General features: G+C 65.8%; 1 protein-coding gene. It reads right to left on the bottom strand.

Annotated elements, in window-relative coordinates; genetic code table 11:
- Window positions 1-342 precede the first annotated feature (342 nt).
- A partial coding sequence (locus GGD63_RS39905; protein ID WP_183250662.1) for an IS110 family transposase occupies window positions 343-1,247 on the bottom strand: 905 nt, incomplete at its 5' end.

The following is a 1,247-nucleotide window of genomic DNA, read 5'->3' as shown; positions in this document are numbered from 1 at the left end:
GCGCCTTTGCCCACCCTCATATGGGTATTTGTGAGTCAAGGCCCTTCTGTTGGTCTGGGGCGAGATCGCGAGGTAGGAGGGCGGCGCGCGGAGCCATGCGTAGCGCAGCGCGACGACCGTGTTCCGGGCGAGGATTGGCTTCCGAAGATTTATGCAGCTCACTGCATCACCTCATATCCGGTCGGACTGGTGTGGTCCGGACCCACATTCCGCATGCTTGCGGCGAGGAAGCCCTGAAGATGAGACCCATCTACAAAACGGCTGTTTGTTCAGCCCAAGGGTGGCACGGTCATCATCCATCCCGCTCAGACTGCGGCCAAGCGCAGTGCCGGTGCGGTTCTGCTATGCCTTCATCGTCGCCCCCGCAGGTATGAGACCGGTGGTGAGGTAGCGCCACAGCGCCACCATCAGCTTGCGCGCCAGTGCGACGATGGCGATGCGCCTGGCCCGCTTGCCGGCATTGGCGGTGCGGGTGCGGAACCAGCCGCTGAGTTCGCTGTCGGGCTGATGCCGCAGCCAGAGCCAGGCGAGTTCGATCGCCTTGACGCGGGCGCGCGGATTGCCTGCCTTGCTGATGCCCTGCTCGCGATCGATGCCGCCGCTTTGCCACGGACTGGGCGCCAATCCGACGTAGCTGCCGACCTGGCGGCGGTTGTGGAAGTCCTTGTAGAAGACCTCGTGGGTCAGCGTGGTGGAGAGAGCCGGACCGAGGGCCTTGAGCCGTTCCAGCCGATCCCGCTGCTCGACCGTCTGCTCGGGAGCGGCAAATGCTCGGGTCGCCTGGACCTGCTCCAGCGCGGCGAGTTGCTTGCGGACCAGCATCAGGCGAGCATGTTCGCGCGTCACTTCGGCCAGAAGATGCGGTGACAGGGGCTGCCCTTGCCAATCGCGCTGCTTCGCCAGCCAGTCCAGCCAATTGCCTCGACGCGGGGAGCCGACCGCGATGCCCGCCAGCCGCAGCAGCGCCTTGATCCGGTTGGTATGGGCCGTCTGTTCCTTGACCAGCCGATCGCGTTCGCGGCTGGAACGCCTGGCGTCTTCCTGCGCCACGCTCGGCACCCGTACGATCCGGACCACCCGCGGCTCCCCGCGCAAGTGGGCCATCAACGTCCGCAGCAGAAGCTCGCCGTCGATCCGGTCCGTCTTGGTCCGCCGCGATCGCTGCTCCACCGCAATGCTCGCCGGGTCGAACACGAAGTTCATAATCCCGGCGGCCTCCAGCAGACGATGCAGCCAGAAGCCGTCGT

Source organism: Bradyrhizobium sp. cir1 (genome assembly GCF_014198245.1).
In the GTDB taxonomy this organism is placed as follows: domain Bacteria; phylum Pseudomonadota; class Alphaproteobacteria; order Rhizobiales; family Xanthobacteraceae; genus Bradyrhizobium.
Note: the sequence above shows the minus strand (reverse complement) of the source record. Positions and strands in the feature narration are given on the sequence as shown.